General features: G+C 46.6%; 20 protein-coding genes. 10 read left to right on the top strand and 10 right to left on the bottom strand.

Features of this window, described 5'->3' with window-relative positions:
- Positions 1 to 384 precede the first annotated feature (384 nt).
- Positions 385 to 1908: a carotenoid isomerase gene (gene crtH / locus H6F66_RS23515; protein WP_190426312.1), complete on the bottom strand. Its 1524-nt coding sequence runs from the start codon at positions 1906 to 1908 to the stop codon at positions 385 to 387.
- Positions 1909 to 2213: 305 nt separating this feature from the next.
- On the opposite strand from crtH, the gene upp reads away from it, so the two are divergent.
- From upp to H6F66_RS23500, 3 genes are all read left to right on the top strand, one after another.
- Positions 2214 to 2864 (top strand): uracil phosphoribosyltransferase, encoded by a 651-nt coding sequence (gene upp / locus H6F66_RS23510; RefSeq protein WP_190426309.1) that lies wholly within the window; start codon positions 2214 to 2216, stop codon positions 2862 to 2864.
- 237 nt (positions 2865 to 3101) lie between these two features.
- Positions 3102 to 3467: a hypothetical protein gene (locus H6F66_RS23505; RefSeq protein ID WP_190426306.1), complete on the top strand. Its 366-nt coding sequence runs from the start codon at positions 3102 to 3104 to the stop codon at positions 3465 to 3467.
- Between the two features lie 79 nt (positions 3468 to 3546).
- The gene (locus H6F66_RS23500) at positions 3547 to 3831 is read left to right on the top strand and encodes a YggT family protein (protein ID WP_190426301.1); all 285 of its coding nucleotides are present in this window, start codon (positions 3547 to 3549) and stop codon (positions 3829 to 3831) included.
- A gap of 36 nt (positions 3832 to 3867) precedes the next feature.
- Here H6F66_RS23500 and H6F66_RS23495 read toward each other — a convergent pair whose 3' ends face one another.
- Positions 3868 to 4302, bottom strand: coding sequence for a hypothetical protein (locus tag H6F66_RS23495; RefSeq protein WP_190426297.1), 435 nt, complete (start codon positions 4300 to 4302; stop codon positions 3868 to 3870).
- A 285-nt stretch (positions 4303 to 4587) separates the two neighbouring features.
- Between H6F66_RS23495 and H6F66_RS23490 the strand changes: the two genes are divergently transcribed.
- Positions 4588 to 5208, top strand: a complete 621-nt coding sequence (locus tag H6F66_RS23490) for a hypothetical protein (RefSeq protein ID WP_190426294.1) — start codon at positions 4588 to 4590, stop codon at positions 5206 to 5208.
- A 29-nt stretch (positions 5209 to 5237) separates the two neighbouring features.
- Here H6F66_RS23490 and H6F66_RS23485 read toward each other — a convergent pair whose 3' ends face one another.
- Positions 5238 to 6092, bottom strand: a complete 855-nt coding sequence (locus tag H6F66_RS23485; protein ID WP_190426291.1) for a shikimate dehydrogenase — start codon at positions 6090 to 6092, stop codon at positions 5238 to 5240.
- A gap of 128 nt (positions 6093 to 6220) precedes the next feature.
- On the opposite strand from H6F66_RS23485, the gene H6F66_RS23480 reads away from it, so the two are divergent.
- The gene (locus H6F66_RS23480) at positions 6221 to 8731 is read left to right on the top strand and encodes a CHASE2 domain-containing protein (RefSeq protein ID WP_190426289.1); all 2511 of its coding nucleotides are present in this window, start codon (positions 6221 to 6223) and stop codon (positions 8729 to 8731) included.
- Positions 8732 to 9005: 274 nt separating this feature from the next.
- Here the strand turns inward: H6F66_RS23480 and H6F66_RS29530 are convergent, their stop codons facing one another.
- On the bottom strand, positions 9006 to 11057 hold the full coding sequence (locus H6F66_RS29530; RefSeq protein WP_190426336.1) for a tetratricopeptide repeat protein: 2052 nt from the start codon (positions 11055 to 11057) through the stop codon (positions 9006 to 9008).
- 852 nt (positions 11058 to 11909) lie between these two features.
- Here H6F66_RS29530 and H6F66_RS23470 point away from each other — a divergent pair.
- Together H6F66_RS23470 and H6F66_RS23465 are read left to right on the top strand one after the other, a co-directional pair.
- Positions 11910 to 14606 carry a DEAD/DEAH box helicase gene (locus tag H6F66_RS23470; protein ID WP_190426286.1) on the top strand — a complete coding sequence of 899 codons (2697 nt, stop codon included), beginning with the start codon at positions 11910 to 11912 and terminating at the stop codon, positions 14604 to 14606.
- Between the two features lie 231 nt (positions 14607 to 14837).
- Positions 14838 to 17378 (top strand): family 10 glycosylhydrolase, encoded by a 2541-nt coding sequence (locus H6F66_RS23465; protein WP_199295342.1) that lies wholly within the window; start codon positions 14838 to 14840, stop codon positions 17376 to 17378.
- Between the two features lie 193 nt (positions 17379 to 17571).
- On the opposite strand, the gene H6F66_RS23460 is transcribed toward H6F66_RS23465, so the two are convergent.
- The gene (locus tag H6F66_RS23460) at positions 17572 to 17979 is read right to left on the bottom strand and encodes a DUF5362 family protein (RefSeq protein WP_190426283.1); all 408 of its coding nucleotides are present in this window, start codon (positions 17977 to 17979) and stop codon (positions 17572 to 17574) included.
- Positions 17980 to 18216: 237 nt separating this feature from the next.
- Between H6F66_RS23460 and H6F66_RS23455 the strand changes: the two genes are divergently transcribed.
- Positions 18217 to 19410, top strand: a complete 1194-nt coding sequence (locus tag H6F66_RS23455) for a pentapeptide repeat-containing protein (protein WP_190426282.1) — start codon at positions 18217 to 18219, stop codon at positions 19408 to 19410.
- A 95-nt stretch (positions 19411 to 19505) separates the two neighbouring features.
- On the opposite strand, the gene H6F66_RS23450 is transcribed toward H6F66_RS23455, so the two are convergent.
- A complete protein-coding gene (locus H6F66_RS23450) occupies positions 19506 to 20372 on the bottom strand; it encodes a hypothetical protein (RefSeq protein ID WP_190426280.1) in 867 nt (288 codons plus the stop codon).
- A gap of 53 nt (positions 20373 to 20425) precedes the next feature.
- Positions 20426 to 21304 carry an aspartoacylase gene (locus H6F66_RS23445; RefSeq protein WP_190426278.1) on the bottom strand — a complete coding sequence of 293 codons (879 nt, stop codon included), beginning with the start codon at positions 21302 to 21304 and terminating at the stop codon, positions 20426 to 20428.
- Positions 21305 to 21463: 159 nt separating this feature from the next.
- Between H6F66_RS23445 and H6F66_RS23440 the strand changes: the two genes are divergently transcribed.
- Positions 21464 to 22351 (top strand): LysR family transcriptional regulator, encoded by an 888-nt coding sequence (locus H6F66_RS23440; RefSeq protein WP_190426275.1) that lies wholly within the window; start codon positions 21464 to 21466, stop codon positions 22349 to 22351.
- A 34-nt stretch (positions 22352 to 22385) separates the two neighbouring features.
- Positions 22386 to 22559 (top strand): hypothetical protein, encoded by a 174-nt coding sequence (locus H6F66_RS23435; protein ID WP_190426272.1) that lies wholly within the window; start codon positions 22386 to 22388, stop codon positions 22557 to 22559.
- Between the two features lie 320 nt (positions 22560 to 22879).
- Here H6F66_RS23435 and H6F66_RS23430 read toward each other — a convergent pair whose 3' ends face one another.
- The 3 genes from H6F66_RS23430 to H6F66_RS23420 all read right to left on the bottom strand — a co-directional run bounded on the left by H6F66_RS23430 (position 22880) and on the right by H6F66_RS23420 (position 26319).
- Positions 22880 to 24790: an acetate--CoA ligase family protein gene (locus H6F66_RS23430; protein ID WP_190426269.1), complete on the bottom strand. Its 1911-nt coding sequence runs from the start codon at positions 24788 to 24790 to the stop codon at positions 22880 to 22882.
- Positions 24791 to 25059: 269 nt separating this feature from the next.
- Positions 25060 to 25248, bottom strand: coding sequence for a CsbD family protein (locus H6F66_RS23425; RefSeq protein WP_190426266.1), 189 nt, complete (start codon positions 25246 to 25248; stop codon positions 25060 to 25062).
- 246 nt (positions 25249 to 25494) lie between these two features.
- Positions 25495 to 26319 (bottom strand): cyanophycinase, encoded by an 825-nt coding sequence (locus tag H6F66_RS23420; RefSeq protein ID WP_190426264.1) that lies wholly within the window; start codon positions 26317 to 26319, stop codon positions 25495 to 25497.
- Between the last annotated feature and the right edge of the window lie 12 nt (positions 26320 to 26331).

Genomic DNA, 26331 nt, shown 5'->3' with positions numbered 1-26331 from the left:
TCCTTCTACCGCATCTTCAGTTCAACGTTCACATAGAGGCACTGGAAACGATGGAAGCTAACAATTCATTCCTTCCTTCTACCGCATCTTCAGTTCAACTGCGTAACTCCTGACTGGATTGAGAGTTGCCTCTAAAGTGAGAGTAACTCGAATTGCTACTCTTGAGAGTAGATTAATTATCAGACGCTTGGGAGAGTTGGGAAGTCTGCAAATGCAGCAATTGAACGCAGTGATGATACGGGCATTTCAAATAATTTAACCTGTGCAATTTGCAGCCAGAAATCACAAGAACGTTTTGGAGTAGTTTAAAAAAGATGCGATCGCGTCCCTATTTTCCTCTGCGCCCTCTGCGCCTCAGCGGTTCAATATAAGATCCGGCGCTACCTACAACCCCAAATCCACCGCCACACGATGAGCGCAAGCAAACCCTGAAAACGCCACCGCATTTAAACCCTGTCCCGGAAACGTACTATCTCCCACACAATAAAGTCCCGGAATAGTAGTTCTATTAAACGGCATTCCCAACAATCCTAATAACTTGCGGCCCGGAATCGGCCCATAAGTGCCATCTTCACGATTTAAAAAGCGCCGATGAGTGCGAGGAGTCCCAACTTCCAGATAATCTAAACTTGCATCTAAGCCTGGGAAAATCTTTTCCAAACGCTCAATAACTCGCCCGGCTGCTGCTTCCTTCTTCTCTTCGTATTCACTAGAAGAAAGTTCCTGCCAATTTTCAATCCAATCCGGTGTAAATGCGTGCAGAATGTGATAACCTGCTGGTGCTAAATCCGGGTCAAGCAACGTAGGAATTGACAAAAAGATAGTGCCTTGTGTCGCTTCCATATTTTTCCAATCTTCCAACAAAATATGGTGACATTCTGTTCCCACTGGCAAAACATCTGCTTTAACTCCCATATGCAAACTCAAGAAACTGGGAGATTTTTGATAACGTTTTTGCCACTTCTTCTCAGATGTTGGCATCTCCTCTGGTGGTAATAACTTCTCAAAAGTATCCCAGCGTGTCGCATTAGAAACGATGCGCTTAGCGCGATATACTTTTCCATCAGCCAACTCAACGCCAACGGCGCGATTATTTTCTGTGATAATTTTCGTTACTCTGGCTTTATACTGAATTTCCCCGCCAACTTTTTCCAGTCCTTCCACCAGTTTTTGGGCGATTTGTCCCACGCCGCCTTTAGGATAGTTGATGCCGCCATAGTGCCGATCTGAGAATACCATCCCGGCATTAATCATCGGAGTGCGATCGCTTGGCACAACTGACCAGATGTAACAGTCCATGTCGATAAATTGCAGCAGTTGCGGGTCGCTAATGTATTTCCTGGCAATATCACCAACATTTTGCGGCAAGTATTTCACCAAACCCAGACACGCCAACGGATGCTGGAAAAACACCCGCGCCAGATACCGGGGTTCTTCCAGCGATAGCAATTCCATCGCATTTAGACAATTAAAAACCTTCCAACATTCATCGTAAAACTTGCGAATACCCTCACGCTCATGCGGAAAGTTGGCAGTTAGTTCTTGCAAAAATTTTTCATAATCGCGATGAATTTTCAGGTCTAAGCCGTTAGGCAAATGATAGTGAATCTGTACGCTATCGGGAATAGTTTCTAGGCTAACGTTTACAGCTTCCAGGGCGCGGGTGAGCAAGTTGGTAGTACCTTGAGTACCAAAACCAAAAATCATCGATGCTCCCACGTCAAAGCGATACCCTTCCCGTTCAAAGTATCCGGCACTACCTCCGGGAATTAAGTAGCTCTCCAGTACCAGAACTTTAGCGCCTTTCGCTGCTAGCTGGGTTGCACTCACCAGCCCTCCAATTCCAGAACCGATAACAATAACATCAAAAGTCGATGCAGCGGAGGTAGGGATAGAAGTTGCAGGCATGGAAGAGAAAGGAAATTACTTAACGTTTCTGAGTTTAACGTCTTATATTACATCTCGCCTCAAAAAAAAATGGGACTAGCTTGCTACTGCACACCCAGCCCCACCTGCCGATCCTTAATGAGAGGAGAACACTAAAAATAAATATAGCCTTGTTGATAATATATGTCAATACTGTTGAAAATCATTTTCAATAGTATTGATTTCTCCTTGGACGGGATGCCAAACAGAGGCGACGAGAAGAATCGCTCTTAGCGTATGATAGGTCAGGTCTTTGAGCTGGCATCCCTCAGTCAAGATAAGCAACTATGACTCTTCAACTGCGTGTCTACGTTCCTCCCCATCCCCTTATTAAGCACTGGCTGGCTGTAGCTCGCGATGCAGCAACGCCGTCGGTGTTGTTCAAGAGCGCGATGAAAGAACTGGGGCGCTGGCTGACTTATGAGGCAATTCGGGACTGGCTACCGACGATAGAAACGACGGTGCAAACACCGTTAGCTGAATGTCCTGCCACTTTTATCAATCCAGAAGTGCCCCTGGTTGTGGTGCCGATTCTCCGAGCAGGATTAGGATTATTAGAGGGGGCGCAGACTTTGCTGCCTTTGGCTTCGACTTATCATATCGGTTTGGTACGGAATGAGGAAACGCTGGAAGCCAGCTGTTATCTCAACAAAATGCCGGAGCAATTTAATCCCCAAACGCGAGTTTTAATTACTGACCCGATGCTGGCGACGGGTGGGACAATTATGATGGCGATGGCAGAGTTGACTAAACGAGGCATCGACCCAGCTTTGACGCGGATTATTTCTGTGGTAGCCGCGCCACCAGCGTTGCAGAAGCTTTCCTCAGCTTATCCGGGTTTGATTGTCTATACGGCAATGATTGATGAGGGTCTGAACTCTCAGGGGTATATTGTACCGGGATTAGGAGATGCAGGCGATCGCACGTTTGGGACATAGGGAATGGGGATTGGGGATTGGGGACTGGGGATTGGGAATTGGGAATTGGGGATTGGGGATTGGGAGAAAGTCTTACCTAGTCCCTAGTCCCTAGTCCCTAGTCTCCAGTCCCCAGTCCCTAGTCCCCATTCCCCAGCCCCATTCCCACTCTCCTCTACTCCCCTAGTCGGTAGGCAGGGGGGTCAGCTAAAAGTTACCCTGAAAACAGTTGAAAAAAGATCGTGACGGTAGTTAAAGATGAGTCAGCGCGATGGTTTTGGAAGCGGATTTCTGGCTGGGACTATAGTTGGCGGTCTAGTCGGTGGGATTGTCGGGGCGCTGATTGCTTCTGGACGCACGTCGGAAGCTGATGCCAAAGATGCGTCTCTGCTGAATTCGGGAGCGTCAGAAGCTAAAGCTGGCAAAGGTAGAAAGCGTCAACTCAAAGACTCAGATAGTATTGAATTTGCACGGCGGGGCTTAGAGGATAAAATTGCCCAACTAAATGCGGCGATTGATGATGTCCGGACTCAGCTTGGCAATGTAAATGGAAACGCTGTGGAAATAGAGCGGGAGCGATTCTCTCCCTCTGACGCACTCTCGTCCCTACCCAAAGATCCCTAAACTCAAAGTAGAGCAAATCCGTTAAACTAACTTCAAGTTTCAAGCGTTCACCGATTATCAAAAGGAAGCTTCAACACCAATGAATTCTTCAGCCGATTTACTAATCAACACTATCTCCACCTTTCTGAACATCTATGTTTTTCTGTTGATTGTGCGGATTCTCTTAACTTGGTTCCCCACAATCAACTGGATGAACCAGTTGGCTTCTACCTTGAGTCCGATTACAGATCCCTATCTCAACATCTTCCGTTCTATCGTTCCGGCGATGGGTGGTCTAGATATCTCGCCGATTTTAGCGATTTTGGTGCTGCAAATTTTGGCACAGTTGTTTGGCAGCATTCAAATGAGTCCCGCTGGTTTCTAAGATTTTAGATTCTAGTCCAAAATCTAAAATTGGGTGTTAGCGGCGAACTGTGCCTGTAAACCCAGCGGCTTTGAACTGCTTGAGCTGCAAGGGAGTCGGCTGATTTGCCGGAACTGAAATTCTCAGTTCAAAATCACTGACTCCAGGCGGCACTTCTTCGATTGAACCCAGGCGCGTCCGGTTTTGCATCACCGAGTCTCCATTGGCATCGTAGATCCGACCAAAGATATCGGCGTTGAGAACTGGCTTATTAGAGCTATTTTCGGCTTTTCCGGTGACTATAAAGCAATTAGCTGCACGGCTCGCTCCGGTACTCGTAACCGCTCCTTGGGCTATATCAGCAGGGCAGTCATGGTAGGTAACTTCAGAAAGTTTAATCTGTGTCAGTGCCAGTGCAGGGGGACTAAACAGCAAGCTGAATATCCCAATGAGGCATGACATCACAACAATAGAGACGGCTCGAAATCGCATAAACCCCACCATGACTTAGGTTTTTCGGTGACATCAATCCTCAGCTTACCGCGAATCTAGGTCAAACAAGGGACTCTTGGGTGGAGAGAGAGGGAATTATTAATTAGCAATGCTTCAATTAGCACTTGTCCCTTTTTGTCCAAATAAACTCTTACGGTGCCTTGAAAGCTCTGCGATAATAGGCGATAAACTCTAAATGAGCGTTTCGATACAGGGCATTGCCACTCAGAATTTGTAGGATAACTCTAGGGAGTGGTAAGAGTCCACTCTGTAGAAAATATTGACATGAATCCATCTGAGATTGATGCAGCTCTGCAAGCAGCATTTAGCCAGTGTGACAAAATATTGTGTCCTCTGAGTGAGAAGCAAAAACAAATTTTGCTGCAAGTCGTTGTTGAGGAACTGATAGGTGTTGCGTTGGGTATTCCTGAGCCTGAGAATGGGGATAGCGATCGCACTAATCCTCTTGCAGAACTAACATCAGAGCAACGCAGGGTTTTGTTGCAATTTGTCAAGGAGCAAGAGAGAGAAAATCGCCCTTGGAAAATAAAATTGCTAAATGACTGGCTGAATAATCAAGACTCTGGAGAAATGCAATTTATTCGCGATCGCTATGGTTTCCAATGGCTAAATCGCGTCCAGCCAGTTCACTTAGCCGAGTATTATCAGTTAAAGCTAAAAGTAGGCGATCGCATTGAAGTCTCGAATGGTCTTTGGGAATGGGTGCAAGAAAATGGCCCCTGTAGCCGCGAATGGTTTCCCTGTACGGTAGTTGGAGTTTCTGAGACAGCAGAGGGCGAGAGAACCTATACTAACTGCATCATCCGCTTTGATAATGGGACTGAGTACGAGATTCAAGGCATTTACGACTGGAACAGCTTTAACTGGCGATGGACAAATAATTGAAGGCTCTTAGGCAAAAAAAGAGCGTTTCGTTATTGTATTGCTTGGCGCATTACGTCTACTGGTGGCTCTTTGTCTAACCAGAATTTTAGAGCGATCGCGCCTTGTTGGACGAGCATTTCTAACCCGTCGATGGCGATCGCACCTTGTGTTTTTGCTTGTTGTAGAAACTTGGTGGGGCGGGGCGTGTAAATTAGGTCATAGGCGATCGCGTCTTTCTTCAATCGCGCCATTACATCTGTATCGACCGGAGACTGATCAACTTTGGGAGACATACCTACTGGTGTTGTATTAACTAGCAAATCTGCTTGAGAAATTAGATTTGGCAGTTCTTCCCAAAGATGGATGTGTAAATTATTAATTGCTAAAGGTGAATTGCTCCAACTCTGTTGAAAACCGTTTAAATTCTCTCGGTTACGCCCGACAACATGAATAGAAGCACAGCCGAGTTTAGCGCAACCCGCAACCACTGCTCGCGCTGCGCCGCCATTGCCTAAAATTACGGCTTCAGTTTGACTCCAATCGCGGTTGTAAGCGAAAAGAGGCGTGATAAAGCCCTCGACATCAGTGTTGGTGCCAATCCAACCCCCAGCAGTGTTTTTGACGGTGTTAACCGCTCCCACAGCTTGGGCAATATCAGATACTTCTGATAGCAAGGGAATAATTGCCTGTTTGTGGGGGATAGTGATGCTGAAACCAACAACACCAATAGCCCGAAAACCTGCGATCGCATCCTCTAAATCTTTTGGTTGCACCGGGAAAGGCAGATAGATGTAATCTAATCCTAGAGAAGCGATCGCGGCATTGTGCATCTTGGGAGACTGGGAATGCTCGACGGGATGACCAATCACCCCTAAAAGTTTAGTTGTACCTTTAATCAGCTGCATTAAGTAAAAATCAGTTAAAATTATCACTCCTTTAACAATATGTCATTGAGAATTGGTGATTGTTAGCCTAATCACCAATGACTGCGGAAATTGTATGTCAAAATCAGGATAACGGATACTAAGCCACCATGCTGGGAAGACTACTAGGGGGGCGCTATAAACTAATCGAGGAACTGGGATCGGGAGGATTCGGTCAAACTTACATTGCCGAAGACACACAGCGACCCGGAAAACCCAAGTGTGTTGTAAAGCATCTCAAACCAGCTCGTCAAGATCCCGCTTTTTTAGCGATCGCTCGGCGTATGTTCAACACCGAGGCAAAAACTCTTGAAAAGCTGGGACACCATAACCAAATTCCCCATCTGCTGGCATATTTTGAAGAAAATAAACAATTTTACCTAGTTCAGGAATTCATTGAAGGACATCCGCTTTCCGATGAATTGTGCCAGAACAAACAATTGAGCGAAGCTGAGGTAATTGACCTCTTGCAGGATCTGCTGGGCATTCTGGAGTTTGTTCACTCCTATCAAGTCATCCATCGCGACATCAAACCGAACAACTTGATCCGCAGGCAGCAAGATGGCAAATTAGTCTTGATAGACTTTGGTGCTGTAAAAGAAATCCATACCCAGCTGGCAACAGAGTCAGGCCAAAGCAGCATTACAGTGGGAATTGGCACCCAAGGTTATGTACCCAGCGAACAACTAGCAGGTAAACCAAGATACAGCAGTGACTTGTATGCCTTGGGGATAACGGCAATTCAAGCGTTAACAGGGGCTAAACCTTCTCAATTGCCAGAAGATCCCGAAACCTGCGAAATTATTTGGCGGGATAAAGTAAAGGTTAGCGATCGCTTGGCAGAAATATTAGACAAAATGGTGCGCTACCACGTCCGGGAACGCTACCAGTCTGCCACAGAAGTAAGTCTTGAACTCCAACAACTGCAACAGGATTTATCTGCGCCGACCGATGAAAATCCCTTTGCCAAAACCAGAAAAAGGGTAAGTGCTGCTATAGCGATCGCCATTACCAGTATGGTAGCCAGTGGCTTAGTGCTGGGAGCGCGACAGATGGGAGGAGTAGAATCGCTAGAACTCGCAGCATTCGATCAAATGGTGCGGTTGCGTTATTTGACACGGACGTGGGAAGACTTAGACCGAAAGCAACCGATGGAAGGGCCAGATTCTCGCCTGCTGGTCGTTGAAATCAACGATGCAGATATTGCGGCTCAAGAAAAATATCCTTTAACTGACCGAGTTTTAAATCAGTTATTAAAGAAACTGGAAAGTTATAACCCGCGGGCCATCGGCTTAGATATTTACCGAGATTTACCTGTACCGCCTGGTTATCCAGAGTTAGAGAAGACATTGCAAACAAGCGATCGCATCATCACTGTTTGCAAAATGAGTAATCAGGATAACCCTGGAATTGCACCCCCAAAAGCAGCATCTGAAGACAGCGTTGGCTTTAACGATTTAGTCATTGACCCTGATAACAAAGTTCGTCGCAGTCTTTTGTTTGCCAACGACGACAACGGTGCTTGTAAAACAAGTTACTCGTTTGGCGCTCAACTAGCACTGCACTACTTAGAAAAAGAAGGTATCCAAGCAGAAGGAACCCCCGAAGGGCATCTCAAGATAAATTCAACTATATTCAAACGCTTAAAACACAATTTTGGTGCATATCAGAACGCTGATTCTGGAGGCTACCAGATTGTTTTGGATTATCGTTCCGCTCACAATATCGCGCCGCAGGTAACGCTTAGTGATGTCCTCACAGGGGAGATTAACCCGAATTTGGTAAAAGATCGCATCGTCATTATCGGTGTGACATCAAGCAAAAAAGATAACGCTTTTTACACCTCCTACGGTGGCGGTCGGAAGATGTTCGGGGTGCTGGTGCAAGCACAGGTGATCAGCCAAATCCTCGGTGTAGTTCTGGATAATCGACCGCTGATTTGGGACTGGTCTGAATGGGTGGAAATGCTGTGGATTGCCGGATGGGGACTTGGGGGAGCAGTTTTGGTTTGGAAAATCCGTCGTCCTCTGGTGTTGATTGTGGGTGGAACCGCAACACTGGGAGTGATATTTTTTACCGGGTTCTATTTATTTACTCAAGGCGGATGGGTGCCAGTCGCGGCTCCAGCTTTAGCCGTAGTTGCCAATGGCTCGGCTTTCGTGCTGCTGCGGCTGTATCGGTCAACCCAAAAGCACTTCCAAGACACAAAGAAGCGGAAACCTCCTACATCTGCGGACAACCAGCCAAAGGTAGACCCAATTTACGCAGCAGACACGCTCCCACTTCAGGAAGTTAGCTTCCTGTCAGGCGCAGAAACAACCGTGGGAGGCAGTTTAGACCCTCATCAGTGTCAGCCGTATTCGGTCAATGGCACTAAGGGGCAGCTATTGACGGTGAAAGCACAAGAAGGCAACGTGAATATTGAGGTAATTGCGCCGAATGGCGAAACAGTCGGGAAGGTGAGTGAGCGATCGCACTGGCAAGGGATACTACCTACTGATGGCGATTACAAAGTCAAAGTTTATGCAGCTGATGCCTCTGTATATGCAGTTAGTTTGGATGTTGTAGATAATACTTCAGCCGGAAGCACCGCAGCCACAATTGTCAGCGCTCACACCTGAGCTGCCATTTCTGGTTAACGGGACTTCTGGCAATCCTAAATGATTCGTGAACTTCTGTAGGGACACGGCAGTGCCGTGTCCCTACACCAGAGCGAATACTCGTTCACAACTTAAATAGGATTGCTATAGATAATTCAAACATCCTCTAAAGCACATCCTATAGCAATCCCAAGTCATTTATAAACTTCCTTCAGTAGCGCCTGTAAATTTAGTTTATAGAGTAGTCACAACTCAAATAGAATTGCTATACTCTGCCTTAATTACTAATTTTTATTTACAAGCGTCGCAGCAGTTCTGGCAACAATTTACCAGGAACTTTAGAAAGGGCCAGATTTTGCCCTTGTAAGCCACGTTCGCGATAAAATGCTCGAATTGTCTGCACAACTAATGAAAGAGCAGATTCATAAGAATCAGGTTGCTCGCTAAAGCCTTGTAACGCTTGTAAATGGTAGCGTAACGCAGCCTCTAAATGCTCTAGCTGAGACGTTTGCTGTAAAGAAAACTTCTTATCTGTCGCCATTTGATAATGAGCCAATCCCAGATTATTCTGAGTAGCAGATACATCAAATGTCACCGGAACTGGAGGGTCATTGTTGCTAAGAAACTCGACAAGCGCGATCGCACTCTCATAAGCTGCAATACACATCTGTAAATATTGTTGCTGCCCCTCTGGATTAACCTCTACCTGAGTTGCCAAATGCCAATAAGCCGTACCCAAATTATTCTGCGTCGCCGCACAACCTGCTGGTGCTGACTGAGGCGTGCGATAAGTCAGCGCACTTTGATAAGCCGCAATCGCAAGTTGTAAAAACTCTTCCGGTTGTTCGTACTGGGCAAGATTCCAGTATGCCGTACCGATATTATTTTGCAGCATTGCCCAGTTAAGGGAATCTCGCTCTGGATTGTAGAATGGAAGCGCTTCGGTATAAGATGCGATCGCGCATTTGAGATGCGTAACTGGCTGTTGCTGTTGCGCCAAATGCCAATAAGCCGTACCCAAATTATTCTGCGTCGCCGCATATTTTAGCGGTTCATCTTCTGCGGAACGATAACGCAAAGCTTCCCCATATGCCAAAATCGAATTCTGCAAGTTTTGGGCAGTATCTTGATAACGCGCTAAATCCCCATATGCCGCCCCCAAGTTATTTTGAATCATGGCGTAGCTGTGGGGTGCGTCGTCAGGATTGAACTTGGTTAAAGCAGTATGATATGCGTTAATTCCTTGCTCAAGATAAGCAAGCATCTCCTGGGAATCCGCAGCATAGCGAGATAGCATCCAATAGAGATTGCCCAGATCGTTGAGAATATCAGCAGCTAACGGCGAGGATTCCTCCAACCATGCCAATGCTTGATCGTAAGCCTGGATAGCCGTTATTAGATTTTCCTGGGAAGTATTCGATTGTTCAATGCGATCGCGATAATAATTTCCCAGCCTTAAATATGCTTGTGCAAGTTCTTCCGGTGGGCGAGATTGCTGTAATTGCTCAATCTCCTGCAAAGATTGCACCGCATCGGCAGGATTAAGGATAAAGGATGTTTTCTCTTCCCCCTCGCCGCTTGTCACGGGGGTGCCTGATTCCTTTTTGAAATCCTCCTTCTGGGATGGCGGATTTTCCTGATGGTCGAGGCTAAATTTATCTAATTCACTGCCCAGAATGTGCCACAGATTTTCCTGCGGTACCGCCGTCTCCTCTTGGGGGACAGTTTGGCGGGGGAATTCCTGTAGAGAAGTTGCCATCAATGTTCTTAAATCTGAAGCTGGTGCGGGTTCCCCTTCAAACTCAAAAACTCCCGTGTGCCAGCGCCAAAACTCAGGTGCCGACGTCTCAATAGCGCGCAACCAAGGGCGAGGCATCCACAGCAACAGGGTAGACTCTAAATTAGGCAGACTGCGCTCAATTGTCTTTAGCGAGTTCAGGAAAAATCCCTGCACCTTCGCTGATTGTTTGGTTAATAACTCAACACCTAAAATTTGAAATCCGGGCGGGTTATTGCTTGGTGGCGGGTGTTGCCCTAACCAGCGATTAATCTGCGCCACAGGATGCGGTTGGCTCAAATTCAAGTTTAAGCTTACCAGTCGCGGATATTCTCTGGAAGCCGGAGGACGGAAGACGGAATTAATTCCACCTGCTTTACCTCTGCTGTCTTCCGAAATTGCCAACTCTGCGTGTAACCGCGCCGCTAGACGATTTCTCAGGCTAATATCATCGCATACCGCTATAAAGATTTGGCGGCGCAAACCTAGACTCAGCGCCTGTTTCAATCGCTGGTAGATTTGCCGATTCACCAAAGAAATTTTCCGGTGAGCGGTATCCGTCACCGTCATGCTGGCAGGGGAGTGTCCGTTAACTTGTGCCACAGACGCTATTGAGGGGCTAGGGACTAGGAACTGGGGGTTGAGGACTAGGGGCTAAAAGGGAAAAGCCAAGAATTCTTTTTTTGCCTTTTTCCTTTTATATGATTGCCTTCCTCTGGTGGATATACAGCTCTTCTAATTACTGTTGTCTAGCTCAGGATTAAATACAACTATCGTCTATCAGCCAAAAGGATGAATTCATATTTCACAATTTTGGCTAAGGGCTACAGAAACTAGCAGGAGCCGGGTTGGTTTGGGCGATCGGTAGTCAATCTAACTAAACTTGTCAAATTGGTCTTGGGTTTCGCTACTGCACAAGCCCTACCTACAAGGTTGCTGGATATATTTATAAGTATCTTGGCACCAAACAGCGGCAAGAGGAAATAGCTAAAAGTGATACTTTAACGATGATTTAGGAAATCTTTACGAGTTGTTTAAAGTGCTTGGATTAGCCGCATAAGCAACACTAACAGCTAAACTAATGTAGGTTTTTTCAATTTAATTTTGCTAAAAATTAAATTATACTATTTATAATAGCCTTAATTAGTTGATTATTTTACAATTAGATTTTGGTAAAGCAGTTTTGACAGGCTCACAGCGCGAGAGGGGATGAAGGCAGTGGCGAAAAGCCGCGTTTATAATACGCGATCGCGATCGCACCTGGAAAACAGCCTCTTTTAGTCAGGAGTTGGATAAGGGGTAGCACTTTAAGGAATCTCCGATTCTAAAAAAGCGCTTTAAAATTGGACATAGAGCGGATACACCGTTAATTATAGAGTTAAATCCCTGAAAGCAAGTAGATTAGAATTATTTGGCAGCACCGTGCCTACAACAATACCAGAGCTTGATCTAAAGAACCTGTTTCCGTTTGAACTAGACGAATTTCAGTCGGAAGCGATCGCGGCGTTAAATGACGATTGTTCCGTAGTCGTGTGCGCCCCAACAGGTGCGGGAAAAACCCTGATTGGGGAATACGCTATACACCGCGCCCTGCATCGCGGAGGGCGAGTATTTTACACCACGCCCTTAAAAGCACTATCCAATCAGAAATTACGAGACTTTCGCGAAGTCTTCGGCGCGGACAGGGTAGGTTTATTGACTGGCGATGTCTCCATCAACCGGGATGCCCCAATCCTAGTGATGACGACAGAAATCTTCCGCAATATGCTTTACGGCACCCGCATCGGCGAAGTCGGCACCTCCCTAGCTGGAGTCGAAGCCGTCGTGCTAGATGAGTGCCACTACATGAACGACCGCCAACGCGGTACCGTTTGGGAAGAATCAATCATCTACTGCCCCCACGAAGTCCAGCTAGTAGCCCTTTCCGCCACCGTCGCCAACAGCGACCAACTCACCGACTGGCTGAATCGCGTTCATGGCCCAACAAAGCTAATATATTCCGAGTTTCGCCCAGTTCCCTTGCAATTTCACTTTTGCAATCCCAAAGGACTGTTTCCCCTGCTGGACGACTCGCGAAAAAGAATTAATCCCCGCCTCAAACCCAAAAGACAACAAAAAGAAAAAGGCAAAAGGCAAGAAAGCCCCAGCTTAGTTTACGTCCTGGGTCATCTGTGGCAAAGGGATATGCTCCCGGCGATATACTTCATCTTTAGCCGTCGGGGTTGCGACAAAGCAGTAGAAGAGTTGGCTGATATAACCCTAGTCAACGAACAAGAAGCGAAAATTTTAAAACAGAAAGTAGAGGAATTTTTAGCGCGAAATCCCGAAGCAGCACGCAGTGGCGGGGTGGAACCGTTGCTCCGGGGTATTTCCTCCCACCACGCCGGAATTTTACCAGCCTGGAAAGGTTTGGTAGAGGAACTGTTTCAAGAAGGCTTGGTAAAAGTGGTATTTGCCACAGAAACCCTGGCAGCTGGGATTAATATGCCTGCCAGAACCACAGTAATTTCCAGCCTTTCCAAGCGCACAGACCGGGGACACAGACTGCTAACAGCTTCCGAATTTTTGCAAATGTCGGGACGGGCAGGACGCCGGGGGATGGACACTACAGGTCATGTGGTGACGTTACAGACACCATTTGAAGGTTCCAAGGAAGCGGCTTATTTAGCAACCTCTGGCGCTGATCCTTTGGTGAGCCAGTTTACCCCCAGCTACGGCATGGTTTTAAACTTGCTGCAAACCCATAGCATAGAAGAAGCTAGAGAGTTAGTCGAACGCAGCTTTGGGCAGTATTTGGCGACATTGGATCTTAAACCGCAAGAACAAGCGATCGCAGATTTGTCAGCAGAACTGGCGCAAATTGAAAGCATACTTCAGACAGTAGACGGCAAACTGATCCAAAACTATGAAAAACTGGTTGCTCGGCTCAAAGAAGAACGCCGCTTACTGAAAACCTTAGAACATCAAGCCGAAGAAATGCGATCGCGCGAAATTGCGATCGCCCTCACTACCGCCTCACCCGGAACCCTCCTCAACCTAAAAGGCAAACACGTCCCCGTCTCATCTCCCATACCAGCAATATTAGTCGCCCGCATACCCGGTTCCGGCCAATTGCCCTACCTGGGTTGCTTAGGCGCAGATAACCGTTGGTACGTAGTCACCACCGCCGACGTAGTAGGTTGCCAAGAATGGTCTCGCTTATCTGAAGTCGAATCCCTACAGCCACCGCCGGAAATATTCAAAGCCAAGCCAGGACAATCCAAAAGCAGCACAGAAGCTACTGCTGAAATTGCCCGTCAGATTGGATGGGCATCCAGCCGCGTTCATGGTTCATCCCAACTAGGCAACGAACCATCAACCATCAACGATGAATATCCAGAAGTCATAGCCCAACAGCAGCGACTCGCCGCAGTAGAAGCACAACTGAAAAATCACCCCGCCCTACAGTGGGGCAACCCCGCCCTCTTAATCAAACGAGCTTCGCGGCGGCAGATGTTGCAAGACCAAATCGCCCAACTGCAAGCCCTGCTTCAAGAACACTTAGCACGCCACTGGGAAGAATTTCTCGACCTGATGGAAGTTTTGCGGCATATGGGCGGACTCGATAACGTAACGCCGACACCTTTGGGAGAAGCCGCCGCCGCCATTCGCAGCGATAACGAGTTGTGGGTTGCTTTGGCGCTGATGTCGGGAGAAATGGACGAATTAGACCCCCAACACTTAGCAGCCGCCTGTGCCGCCTTTGTCACCGAAGCACTGCGCCCCGACAGCTGGACAAGATACGACACACCGCCAGAAGTGGAACAATCTTTAGGCAGGTTGCGGACTTTGCGCCGTCAGTTGTTCCAGCTACAGCGTCGCTATCGAGTCGCACTGCCAGTCTGGATGGAGTATGACTTAACTGGTTTGGTGGAAAGTTGGGCATTAGGCGAGCAATGGCCGCAGCTATGCGCTAACACCAGCTTAGATGAAGGGGATATAGTCCGGGTGCTGCGTCGAACTGTGGATTTATTATCTCAGATTCCCCATATCCCCCATGTGTCAGATTCCTTGCAGCGCAATGCTTATCGGGCGATTCATTTAATTGATCGCTTTCCGGTTAATGAGAGTGTTGCTTAGAATTAGCAATGACTAATGGCTAATGGTGCAACTATTAGCCATTAACTAATGACACGGGCTTATCTCGCCTGGGCTACAGACTAAGATTTGCAGGAGCAGCTTGTGTTGAGGAGTGGTTTTCGTTTTTCAGAAAAATGCAAAAGGCAATCCCCCTTAAAAAAGGGAGCAGCAAAAGAAAGAATAATCTTTTCTTCTTTGTTTGCTTATTTTTTGCCTTTTTCCTTTTTACTTTTGCCTTTTTCTGTTAGTGCCGCACCTGGTGTAATGGGTGTGGTGAAAAGCCAGACAAATGCAACGCAATGGGAAGGTATTACAAGGCGCTTGGGGTTGAGTGGTGTCGCCTACTGTATTGTTGACTTGCAGCAAATTCGACAAGCGGCAGATTTAGCAGGCACACAGGTTTTATTTTTACCCAACGTTGAAACTCTGAGTGCTGTACAGGTGCAAGCGTTACAAGACTGGATGGGTAAGGGCGGGCGCGTTATTGTCAGCGGCCCTGTGGGGACTTTATCCCAGCCGGATGTGCGAAGTAAATTGCGATCGCTTCTGGGCGCATACTGGGGATTTAGCCTGCAAAATCCCTCGACTCTCGCTCCCACCTCCGGCAAAAACCAGGGATGGATGCAACAGAACGGACTCGCCGGAATTATCCGCGGCGGCGTAATCATTCCCGCTGGATTGACAAGTCAAACCGCCGCTGTCTGGAAATCCACCGAAAATCCCCCAGCAGTTGTGACTACAGACCGCTCAGTTTTTTTAGGCTGGCGCTGGGGAGTCGATACAGCCTCCGAACCCAAGCTAGATAGCGCCTGGTTGCGGGCATCCCTGACTCGCTACGGGGGAGTTGGGGATGCCCGCAACCCAGCACAACGAAATTGTACGCCACCGAATGCGATCGCAAGTTCTGCCTCCACCCCTGCAAAACCCCCTTCCCCAACCCCAACAAATCCCACTGCTGCACTTCCCCCCGCCTCTCCTCCATTCCAACTCCCAGACCTAAATGGCGACGGTCTAGTAGCACCTGCTGGACTAGAAGTAAAACCCAGCTCTCAGCCCATCACAGCCTCACAAGCAACTGCCATGCGTCAAGAGCTAGAAGCTCTTATCGGTCGTTTTGAGAGCGCCCAGCTAGCCGCCAACGCCATTACAGGAGGATTGGAGAACCGGGGAACTTCCTCAACTCAAAACTCAAAACTCAAAACCCCAAATCCACTTAGTAATGCCCGCATAGCGCTGCAAAACTTTCTTCAACTCGTTGCCCAAAAAAACTACACAGGAGCCAGACAACAGTGGCTTCAGGCGCGACGCATTCTATGGGACAACTACCCCAAAGACCGACCCCAAACCCAGCCAGAAATTCGGGCAATGTGGTTAGACCGAGGTACGATTATTCGAGCTGGTTCAGAGCAGCAATTAGCTAAAATTTTCGACCGACTAGCAGCAGCAGGGTTTAACACCGTCTTTTTTGAAACCGTCAATGCTGGATATCCCATTTACCCTAGTCGCGTTGCCCAAATTAAAAACCCCCTGGTGCGTCGCTGGGACCCCCTAGCATCTGCTGTCAAATTAGCCCACCAGCGAGGCATGGAATTGCACGCTTGGGTATGGATTTTCGCTATTGGCAACCAGCGTCACAACGCCCTGCTCAACCTCCCCAAAGAATATCCCGGCCCAGTGCTTGACCTGAACCCTACCTGGGCAGGCTACGATAACCGGGGGCGCATTTTCCATCTGGGTTCGGGTAAAACTTTTCTTGACCCTGCCAATCCAGAGGCGCGGCGTTATTTAATACAAATGTTGGAGGAAATTGTCAAGAATTATCAAGTTGATGGGGTTCAGTTCGACTATATTCGTAATCCCTTTCAAGACCCTAATGCCGGATATTCCTTCGGCTACGGGACGGCTGCTCGCCAGCAATTTCAGCAACTAACTGGGGTAGATCCGGTCAAGATTTCTCCAAAAGATAGAGACTTGTGGCAAAGGTGGACGCAGTTTCGCACTAATGCAATTGACAGCTTTGTAGCAGAAGCATCGAGAAATCTACGCTCTATAAAAAGTAATATCATTTTGTCGGCGGCAGTGTTTCCCTTTCCTAAAAATGAACGCCTGCAAAAACTGCAACAAAATTGGGAAGTTTGGGCGCAACGAGGCGATATAGATTTATTGGTGCCGATGACTTATGCTCTGGATACCAACAGATTGCAGAGTTTAACACAGCCTTTGCTAAGTCAAAATCAACTGGGTTCAACCTTGATTTTGCCATCTATACGACTGCTGAATCTGCCGGATGTGGTGGCAATAGATCAAATTCAGGCACTGCGAAATTTTCCTGCTAGTGGTTACGCCTTATTTGCTGCGGAAAATCTCAATGATAATCTGCAAGGAATCTTCCGTCGTAGTCAGTCGCTACAAGCGATCGCATCCCCTCTACCGTATCGTCAACCTTTCAAAGCGGCAGCTGCCCGTTATGCCTCTCTACAACAAGAATGGAATTTTCAAGAGGCAAATAATCAACTTTCGATTAAAGAACCAGCCCTCTCGGAATGGCGAAAACAAGCAGATGCTCTCTCAAAGGCACTGGATCAGCTAGCAGCTAATCCTTCTGCAAATAATCTGACAATGGCAAAAGCCCTGTTAGCATCGTTTCAATTTCAATTCAAGAAATGGATGCAATCGGAAGGTTTAGAGCAACCTTATCAAGTCGAAGTTTGGGCAAATCGTTTGGCAACTTTAGAAAGATTGTTACTTTATGGTGAGCGCACATTGAAGTAAAAAGGTAATTATGTAAAAGGTTAAAGTGAGGCAATCGCGGGTGCATCCCAGCAAAAATACCAGGAGAAACGGAAATCGCGGCTACACAAAGGAAGTCTGCGCCAGACTTGAGTCAGAGCGCATTTTTGCATAGGTGAGGCAATTGCCTCACTCTCAGCATTCCTGGGATCTGATTCTTAACGAGAGAACTCTTTCACGGAGTAACGTTGACAGCTCCTAAAATTAGGCCCGTAATAATTGCAATAGCAATAAAAATGAGTGCTATCAATATCAGCCAATACTGAAGAGTATATAGTTTCCTCAGTTGCTCAAGCGCTATCATTAAATTTTCGATATCGTTTCCTTGAGTATCAGCAATTAAATTAAAAGAAGAGGCGGCTTTAGTAGTCCAGAAGCCAATGAGTATTTGCAAAACTCCATTAATAATGCCGCTGATTAAACCCGATCTGACACTAACGATTCCCCCGATAATTAGAAGCACTCCCAAGGCAATTAGGAAGTAGCTAACAAAGCGCATTTTTTGAGCAAGATCCTTAATCAGATGGTTGTGCGACTGGTTAAACTCGTAGCGATCGCTTTCCACTTCAAACTTCCTCCCCATGAACTGAGATAGATTTTAGGACATCGCTGCCAGATTGGGATCGTAGATATAGAAAACGATAAGCGATGCGTGAAGCAAAGCGATCGCTCTCGTAAATCTTGAACCGTTCCCAACGCTTCATAATCTCAAATGCGCTGCAAACAATTTGTCCCTTTACGTAGCAAAGCGTGTAGCTTAGCATCAAGACAGTTTTAGCTGCCAACCAAGAGCAGACATGAACCGAGGGGAGCAGAAATTGTGGTAGCAGACTTCAAAGAAACAGATTTAAGGGGATCTCATCTCAAAGGGAAAGATTTGCGGGCAAAAGACCTCAGAGGGGTTAACCTCAGCGAGGCGAACCTGACTTATGCAGACATGATTGAAGCCAACTTGGCTTCAGCAAACCTGAGTGGATCGAATCTGGCTGGGGCGTGCTTAAATTTAGCTAATCTGAGCGAGACAAATCTCAGAGGAGCCGATCTGAGTGCCACAAACTTTGTCGGGGCTGATCTGAGCAAAGCAGATTTGAGGGCGGCAAACCTGAAAAAGGCTAATCTCGTTAGCAGCAACCTGGAAAATGCCAACCTAACTAGAGCCAACTTGATCGGGGCAGACTTAACAGCAGCGGATCTCACGGGAGCTATCTTACACCAAGCTATCTACAATCAAGAAACTCGGTTCTCACCAGGCTTTGACCCCAAGCAAGCTTCTGCTTACTTGATTGCCTATAACGTATCGCTAACAGGGGTAAACCTGAGTGAATTGGATCTAAGTGGGGTTTATCTAAAAGCAGCAGACTTGAGGGCGGCAAACTTGATGCGGGCAAATCTGGTTGGGGCAAATTTGGAAAGTGCTAACTTGGCGGGAGCCAATTTAGTCGGGGCGGATTTTAGTAAAGCCAAGCTGAGGGGAGTGATTCTGGAAAAAGCTGTCTACACTCAAGAAACTTTGTTTTCTTATGATTTTGACCCACGAGAAGCCGGGGCTTATTTAATTGCTGCTGGCGTATCGCTGCCTGGGGTTAACTTGGGTGGAGTAAATTTGAGTGGAGCAGATTTGCGGGGGACAAACCTTAGAGGGGGGAAGTTACGGGGAGCAAATCTAACAGAGGTAGACTTAACTAATGCCAATTTGAGAAAGGCTGACTTGGAAGATGCCGACTTGAGTAGGGCAGATTTGAGAGGGGCAAATTTGACGGGAGCCATTTTAACTCAGGTAAACTTGAGCGAAGCTGACCTAAGAGGGGTAGACCTGACTCGAACCGATTTGCGGGGAGCTAACTTGAGTATGGCAGACTTGCGAGGAGCGGACTTGACGGGAGCCATTTTAACTCAGGTGAACTTGAGTGAGGCTGATTTGCGGGGTGCAGACCTGACGCGAACCGACTTGCAGGGAGCTAATCTCAATGGAGCAGACTTGACTGATGTTGATTTTAGTCGAGCCAATCTTTGAAAAGGCAAAAAAGTTAGGAGTGAGGAATTATTAATTTAATTTTATACAGCGTCTCTAGAGCTGTATCTGCCTGTCCAGCCTGAAGACGTGCCTCATCAGAAGCCGCAGCCCATACAACTGTCATTATTACCACCACTACTACCACCACTGCTATTACCACCACCGCCGAACAGGGAAAAAATAATGGCTATGGGTATCCACCACCATGACCACCCTGAAGATTTTCCGGAAGTAGAATTATCTTTGTTCTCAGAAGTTGGGGTTGGAGTGTTACGAGGTAGCGGAGAATTTTCACCAGCTTGAGACTGCGCTAGTTCAGAGTTTGTAGAGTGAATTTTCGGGGGAGAAATTTCTGCTATCAGTAGCGTAGAGCTGCTGATAGTTAGGACTAACATAAATGACAACAGAGCGATCGCTATGAATTTCAGCAAAGGCAAGCGAGGTAGATAAACAGATGGCAACCGACTCAGAGTAAAAGATGGTTTGGCTACAATCCAGTACCGATGAGCGTTGACTCGCGTGAACTGAACATCTGGACTAAATCGGATGTTGGGTGGAGACCAGATATCGGACGGGGGGCGCTGGCTAAAGAATTTTTCATAGCTAATCAGCGTCTGGTTATAGAACCTATAAAAATTATCCTGTTCGCTAGAACCGCCACGAGTAGGGTGGTGGTGCAATGGTTTCTGTAAGATTTTGGCGCAAAACTCATCCCAGTACGATCGCGTGTAAGTCAAGTGCAGATGCCAAACTTGATCCACTTGATCGGACGGAGTAACGGGATGTCCAGCTATAACAGCAAGAAAGATAAACTTTTTGTATTCGTCAATCACCTGCTGAGTATATTGAACTGTCCACCCGTTTTCTCTTGCCAATCTTTGACTAAAGGGAAAAACAGCGTCAGGGTCATCAAGGGAAAATTCTTGAATACTTTGGTAAAGTTTTGTCTGCTGAGCGTTCATTGGTAACTCCTTTGTAGTTTTTACTCACCGATTCACTTTTTATCCTTTTTGTCTCAAACTAGAACCAGTTCCTTTTGGGTTATGCACATGGCAATTCCTTTCTCGTAGTAAGCCGCCTCGTTAATGAAAACTGGATAAACGGTTGATGTTCCTTGATAAGCGATCACTCGACCATCAAATGTCAAAAACATTGGCTCGCTTGGTTTAATAGCTTCGTAATCTCTAAATTGAAGTTCTGGGTGGATCATTGCATGAATTTCCCCGTCCTCATTTCTGGGATAGTCGATTGTCTGTAGGCATTGATAAATTGTGAAGGTATCTCTTGCTGGGAAAGGTGTTCCCCGGTTATAGGCGTCTACAAAGTCTAAAATTGCGTAGATAAGTTCTTCTGTTTGCTGAAATAAACGTGCATCCAACACGCCTTGTGCAACAGCACCCACTTCGATCGCGCAACCGAGTTCGGAAATTGATCTCAGAAACGGGCTATTATTCTCGTCTTTCCATCGATACACCTTCACGCTAGGATTCACGGATTTGAGATAAGCGGCTAACTGAAGGTTGAATGGATGCTTGGTACTTGGAATAATCGTCAGCCCCATGTTGGCTGTGGTAGTGTGCAAATCGATTGTTAAGTTGGTTTGCTCTTTTGGGAGCGATGCCAACGTTTGGTAAATTTCTTTAGCTCGAATTGCTTCATAGTTGGAAAGCTGAGCATTCTTTAAATCCTGTGGGTGGAAACAGCGATTGAGGTCGGTATCTACGTACCGTCTCCCGATTGCATACGCTTTAGGATTCGCCAAAAGTGTAATGCTCTCAAAACTCGCTCGTGCGATCGCGTTGGGAAATCGCTCGAATTTCTTCACCAGGTAAATTCCTGTGAGTTCGTTTCCGTGAGTTCCACCAACAATGGCAACACGTTTGATCTGATTCATATAGAAATCCCTTCCTACCCCAACCACAGCACTGTTTGTTGAGTCAGCCCAGTTGAGGTTTATAACGTCTTGCGATCCAGATTAGCCAAGCTATTACTATATGTCCAATATTTTATTGAGAGGTAAACTATATTTAAAAGATATAGTAGTAGCTAAAAGATGGAACTTCGACATTTGCGTTACTTCATCGCGGTGGCACAGGAGTTGAACTTCACTCGTGCTGCGGAGCGTCTACATATCGCGCAACCTCCCCTGAGCAAGCAAATTCACGATCTTGAAGTCGAGCTAGGGGTGCAACTGTTTGATCGCGCCAGGCGACCGCTCCAGTTAACAGTAGCTGGAGTTATCTTTTTAGAAGAAGCAATGAGCGCGATCGCTCAGGTAGAGAATGCCGTCAAAATGGCGCAACGTGCCAGTAGAGGAGAAATCGGGCGTTTGGTAATCGGCTTTACAAGTTCAATGGCAAACAGCTTTTTGCCAGACATCCTGCGCGTTTACCGCGATCGCTTTCCCAAAGTGGAACTTGTCTGGCGGGAACTAGCAACTTCCCACCAATTGCAAGCGCTGCGAGATCGACAGCTTGATGTTGGCTTTTTCCATTTAACGTCATGGATGCTTCAAGCCGCTGATTTATGCTTAATGACGATTTGGCATGAATCTTTGATTGTGGCATTACCAGCAACTCATCCACTGGCGAACCAACCGCAAATTTCTTTGAAAGCACTGGCACAGGAAGTGTTCATCCTCCCTTCTCGCCAATTCTCTCCGGTCTTATCTGAACAGCTTGAACATCTATGCCAACAATCTGATATTTCACCTGTTGTGATCCAAGAAGGAACAATGATGTTGACGATCCTGGGTTTAGTCGCTGGTGGCGTTGGAATTGCCTTGCTACCTGCGAATGCCCAAAATCTTCAACGCAAGGGTGTCGTCTACAAAAACATCACTGAGTCAACATCAACTATCCCGATGGCTGCTGTGTGGCGACGCGACGATGCCTCAGCTACTTTGCGTGAGTTCTTAGAAGTGACAAAAGAAGTTACGTGAACTTACTCTCTAGCAGTGGGTTGAGGTTGATGCTATGTCTCAACTCAAACCTCCTATTAGTAAAGCAATAATTTTAGTTAGTAGAATCGAATTTTTATCAAAAATTAAAGGGTTAAAACTAGCTAAAGCGATCGCGTCTAAAACAGCAAGTGATGGTGTTTTTGAATGGACACCAGAAACCACAATACTACCACAGTCTGTTATTTGAGTGACAAGTTTAAAGCATAAAAATGTTTTTGGGAGCCTACTGTTAAAGTAGAAACTCCCAATATTTAAAGTTGATTACGCGAATAGCGACTTATTTTTTCTTGCGCGTCCAAAGGTCGGTAAACATCATTGTCATCCCGCCGAAAAAAATAGCGATCGCCATCCCGCCTGCAATTGCATTCATCCAATCAATATTTTCCATTAAATTACTTTGCCAATTTTCATCTAGTCAACGCTACCAGATTAACGCCTCTGATATTGAACGGGGACTGGGGACTGGAGACTGGGTAAGATTCTTCCCAATCCCCAATCCCCAATCCCTTAGGCAACTTTGGGGATTTCCTTGAGATAAACTCGCAAAAATGGTTCAGCCACGCCAAGCTTGTACTGTTCCAGCAAGCCTTTGGCGCGGATGGAGATGTTGTCTCCTTCCTTAATAACCAAAGTCGAGTCGTCGCTGATACCCCGCGCTAGCATCATCTCAGTTTCGGTGGGATTATCCAAAACTATAATGTCACTACCGTGGTAAAACATCCCCTCCTTCTCTAAGACATCTTCCCTGTACTCAGCAATCAGCAGATCCAGCTTGGGATTACGCAGCAGGTTCTGCACGTTGCTGTTGTAATCTTTGTTCAAGTTTTTCTCAGAACGATTGACAAAAACCCCTTCGCGACAAACCGCGCCAATTGTCCATTCCGGGTGTCGAATTAGAACATCGTCAATAATTTCTTGGAGTTCTTGAACTGAAATCTTGTTGAAGGTGATAATCGGTAGCCTCGCATCTTTCTCTGATGCAAAGAAGGTTTCCAAAATATGCGAGGGTACATCAACGCTTTCACCCACAGCAGGTTTAAGGTGCATATAAATACCGGGAGCGGCGTTAATCTCGATGATGCCAAAATCACCATTTTTCCAAGATTTTGCCAGGTCGCCAGCAATTACGTCAATCCCAAGGCAAGTTAGGTGAAAATGTTGGGCGATGTCTTGCGCCAGGATGATGTTATCAGGGTGAACGTCGCTTGTCTTATCGATGCTCAAACCGCCTGCTGAGAGGTTGGCAACTTTGCGAAGATAGACAATGCGATCGCTTTCTATTACGCTATCGAGTGACAATTCCTGTTCTTCCAAATACATCTCCATCGCCTCATCGCACTGAATCTTCCCCAGTGGCGAAGTCGGCGTATCTATCCGTGCTGGCTTGCGATTTTCTCGCTCGATCAATTCAGCAATAGTTGAGTGTCCATCACCCACAATCGATGCTGGACGGCGTTCAGTCGCCGCTACAAATCTGCCGTTAACGCATAGCAATCGGAAATCTGTCCCCGAAATACTTTTCTCAACGATTATCTGAATTGGCTGGTCTTTAGGAATCGCATTGACTGCTCTGCTAAAGGCATATTTCATTTCCTCCGCACTTTGCACATCAGCCGTCACCCCAATTCCTTTGTGACCAACTACAGGTTTAACTGCTACTGGGTAGCCAATTTCTCTGGCTGCTGCCCTTGCTTCTTCCAGCGTGTAAACGATATCACCTTTGGGTACCGGAAAGCCCAAAGTAGCTAAGAAAGCCTTACAGTCATCTTTGCGAGTGGTGAAGTCGGAATCCAAATGACTATCGCAGTCAAAAGTTGTGGCTATACCGCGAACCTGTTTTTTTCCATAGCCGTATTGAACCAGTCCTTCGTCCCACAGATAAAAGGTAGGAATCCCATTTTGGTAGGCTGTACGCCACAGAGCGTAAACTGTTGGCCCACCGTAAGCAGATTTCCGAAATATCTCCTGTATCGTCTTGATCTGATCTTCCAGCCGGAAGTTTTCATGTTGAGTAATTGCTTCAAACCAGTCCCAAACGCAGTAAACTACTGACCGAGTTGTGCGTGCATGGAGCGATTGAACCGCAATCGTCACAAAGTTTTCATTCGGTTTGACACTCCAGTGGTGGAGGTGCAGCCCCATGTCGAGCTTTCCCACTTCTGAGGTTGTCCGGGCGAAGAGTTGAGCATGGGAATCATAAGTTTCCTCGCCCAAGTGCGGGTAGCGATCGCTAATAATCGCAACATAATCTTCGAGAGGACGCGCTTCTGTATTGTTCGTTACTGCAAAATCGAATACTAATGCCCCTGTCTCCAAATATGGGTTCGGGCCAATGTAATGCTTGAAGTTGAATATGTCGAAGGCATCAGTTTTTCTAGCATTGACTCGGACTGCATCGGTGCTTGTATCTCGGTTCATTAACTTTCTCCGGTTATCTAAACACCCTTAAAATTTGGAGTTTCGGTTATTTTGAACCTAACCCTATTCTGTTGCATTTTCAGCTATCGCAGGGCATACTCATTCTGAGTTACGTTCCCATACTATCCCAAAGCCTCAGCTTGCTTGAGATAAAGCTTTTAACCAACAGATGAATTGTCAGAATACCTTACCAAAACTAAAAAACCCGTTTTCTTAAAGAAAACGGGTTTTTTAGTTTTGGTTTTATCACCTGATATTGATTAAAAAACCTAAGCGTTATCTACAACCTGTTTTGCTTTATCTTTCAGGTCTTCTTTAAGGTGTATTGCCGCAGCTTCATCCTGCTTCATTTGCCCTTCAACTTGGTCTTTTTGGTCGCCTGTGACATGACCAAGTGCTTCTTGAGCCTTACCTTCAAGGTTTTTAGCAACTGCTTCCGCTCTGTTTTCAATGCTCATTTTAACTTTTCCTTAACAATAATTAGTTATTTTCGATACCCTATTTTTAGTATTGAATTTTACTATAATAAATCACCTCCCTCGGAGGGTAGATTATAGGATAGCTACGGGTAGTTAATAGTCCCACCCGTAGCTATAGCAATCCTAAATAATTCGTGAACCCCTGTAGGAACACGGCAATACCCTGTCCCTACAGGGTAAATACTCGTTCACAACTTAAATAGGATTGCTATATCCTACTTTTTCTTAATCAAGAATTGGCTTGCGAGTTTGCAAGTCAAATTTGTAACCGTGTGGAAGAACATGAAGCCTAGCTCCGCAAACTGCCAAAGCCTCATCCTTTAATATTTCGCCGACGTTGCTATGTGTAATCCCTGACTCATCGACAATAGTGACAGCGCCTTCCCCAATCACTTCAAACTTGTTATCGCTGATGGCGATCGCTGTATTCTCGTCAATACCAAAACCCAAGACAGCAGGCTGCTGCGCCAAAGCTGAAATTAAGCGTCCCATACGGCCGCGCTGCAAGAAATGCTGATCGATCACTACCCCAGGCAGAAAGCCCATACCAGGGCCCATTTCGACAACATTAACGCGAGGATTTGTCTCTGAATCTCCTTCAATAATCATGATATCTGGCATCATGGCAGCGCCCGCGCTTGTGCCGCCCACCACGATTCCTTCAGCGTATCGTCTGTGAATAGCGGCATCGACTTCTGTACCCTTAAGATTGCTGGTGATACGAGCCTGATCGCCACCCGTAAAAAACACGCCCGTAGCTTTCTCAATAGCTTCCAACGCTCTAGGGTCGCTTCCATCTTCCCGACTAGCCGTGTCAATGATTCTCACGTCATCGACTCCCAGCCGCTCAAACACTTCCGTGTAGGTACGTCCGACTTCATCAGGTAGCCCTGTCGCTACTGTCATAACGACAATCCGAGCCTGGGTACCGCCAGCGCGGCGAACGAACTCTCGCAGAATCGTGCAATCTCCTTCTTTATCTTCTGCTCCCCCGATAATTACCAATTGCCCACGGGCATTAGTCACGGGTGTGGTTTCTCCGGTTTCCATTTATTTAAATCC

This window comes from Trichocoleus sp. FACHB-6, assembly GCF_014695815.1.
Classification (GTDB): domain Bacteria; phylum Cyanobacteriota; class Cyanobacteriia; order Cyanobacteriales; family FACHB-T130; genus Funiculus; species Funiculus sociatus.
This window is presented reverse-complemented; position numbering and strand designations above follow the sequence as displayed.

What these genes read in the sequence shown, in the direction of transcription:
- crtH (WP_190426312.1), bottom strand. Translation starts at nt 1,908, where the DNA reads ATGCCTGCAACTTCTATCCCTACCTCCGCTGCATCGACTTTTGATGTT.
- upp (WP_190426309.1), top strand. Translation starts at nt 2,214, where the DNA reads ATGACTCTTCAACTGCGTGTCTACGTTCCTCCCCATCCCCTTATTAAG.
- H6F66_RS23505 (WP_190426306.1), top strand. Translation starts at nt 3,102, where the DNA reads ATGAGTCAGCGCGATGGTTTTGGAAGCGGATTTCTGGCTGGGACTATA.
- H6F66_RS23500 (WP_190426301.1), top strand. Translation starts at nt 3,547, where the DNA reads ATGAATTCTTCAGCCGATTTACTAATCAACACTATCTCCACCTTTCTG.
- H6F66_RS23495 (WP_190426297.1), bottom strand. Translation starts at nt 4,302, where the DNA reads ATGCGATTTCGAGCCGTCTCTATTGTTGTGATGTCATGCCTCATTGGG.
- H6F66_RS23490 (WP_190426294.1), top strand. Translation starts at nt 4,588, where the DNA reads ATGAATCCATCTGAGATTGATGCAGCTCTGCAAGCAGCATTTAGCCAG.
- H6F66_RS23485 (WP_190426291.1), bottom strand. Translation starts at nt 6,092, where the DNA reads ATGCAGCTGATTAAAGGTACAACTAAACTTTTAGGGGTGATTGGTCAT.
- H6F66_RS23480 (WP_190426289.1), top strand. Translation starts at nt 6,221, where the DNA reads ATGCTGGGAAGACTACTAGGGGGGCGCTATAAACTAATCGAGGAACTG.
- H6F66_RS29530 (WP_190426336.1), bottom strand. Translation starts at nt 11,057, where the DNA reads ATGACGGTGACGGATACCGCTCACCGGAAAATTTCTTTGGTGAATCGG.
- H6F66_RS23460 (WP_190426283.1), bottom strand. Translation starts at nt 17,979, where the DNA reads ATGGGGAGGAAGTTTGAAGTGGAAAGCGATCGCTACGAGTTTAACCAG.
- H6F66_RS23450 (WP_190426280.1), bottom strand. Translation starts at nt 20,372, where the DNA reads ATGAACGCTCAGCAGACAAAACTTTACCAAAGTATTCAAGAATTTTCC.
- H6F66_RS23445 (WP_190426278.1), bottom strand. Translation starts at nt 21,304, where the DNA reads ATGAATCAGATCAAACGTGTTGCCATTGTTGGTGGAACTCACGGAAAC.
- H6F66_RS23440 (WP_190426275.1), top strand. Translation starts at nt 21,464, where the DNA reads ATGGAACTTCGACATTTGCGTTACTTCATCGCGGTGGCACAGGAGTTG.
- H6F66_RS23435 (WP_190426272.1), top strand. Translation starts at nt 22,386, where the DNA reads ATGTCTCAACTCAAACCTCCTATTAGTAAAGCAATAATTTTAGTTAGT.
- H6F66_RS23430 (WP_190426269.1), bottom strand. Translation starts at nt 24,790, where the DNA reads ATGAACCGAGATACAAGCACCGATGCAGTCCGAGTCAATGCTAGAAAA.
- H6F66_RS23425 (WP_190426266.1), bottom strand. Translation starts at nt 25,248, where the DNA reads ATGAGCATTGAAAACAGAGCGGAAGCAGTTGCTAAAAACCTTGAAGGT.
- H6F66_RS23420 (WP_190426264.1), bottom strand. Translation starts at nt 26,319, where the DNA reads ATGGAAACCGGAGAAACCACACCCGTGACTAATGCCCGTGGGCAATTG.